Origin of the sequence: Mesorhizobium sp. M8A.F.Ca.ET.208.01.1.1 (assembly GCF_004791315.1) — a bacterium.
Taxonomy (GTDB): Bacteria; Pseudomonadota; Alphaproteobacteria; order Rhizobiales; family Rhizobiaceae; genus Mesorhizobium.
In genome coordinates this window covers 1-363 of the sequence record NZ_SRUT01000128.1, presented here as the reverse complement: position 1 = coordinate 363, position 363 = coordinate 1, and the positions used below count along the sequence as shown (strand labels likewise).

At 59.0% G+C, this 363-nt stretch carries 1 pseudogene; it reads right to left on the bottom strand.

Features of this window, described 5'->3' with window-relative positions:
• Positions 1-363: pseudogene (locus EN851_RS34580) on the bottom strand (hypothetical protein); the annotation flags it as partial.

Below are 363 nucleotides of genomic sequence, written 5' to 3'. Positions count from 1 at the left end.
AAAGTGGCGAAGTAGAAGGAGAACGGGCCACTCAGCAGGAAAGTGCAATAGAGCACATAGGCCCGCATGTGTTTCTCCAGCAGCGGCCATGCCACGAGGCACGAAGCATAGCTGCACGCCACCGATGCCATGGTCGCGATAACGATGGTGGGGAAGGGGAGAACCGAGCGGATGGCTGCCACCAGCATCGGATAGAGCGGAAAGAATCCCCAACGTCCGACATTGCTGTGGTTCGGGATAGGAAAACGCTCATAACCCTGTTCGGAAAGGTTCACATACCATGAGCAATCCCACCTGCAGAGCGCGCGGGCATAGGCCGCGAAGCTCGGGTCCGCCGACACCGAGGCAAATGCGGCATAGCGG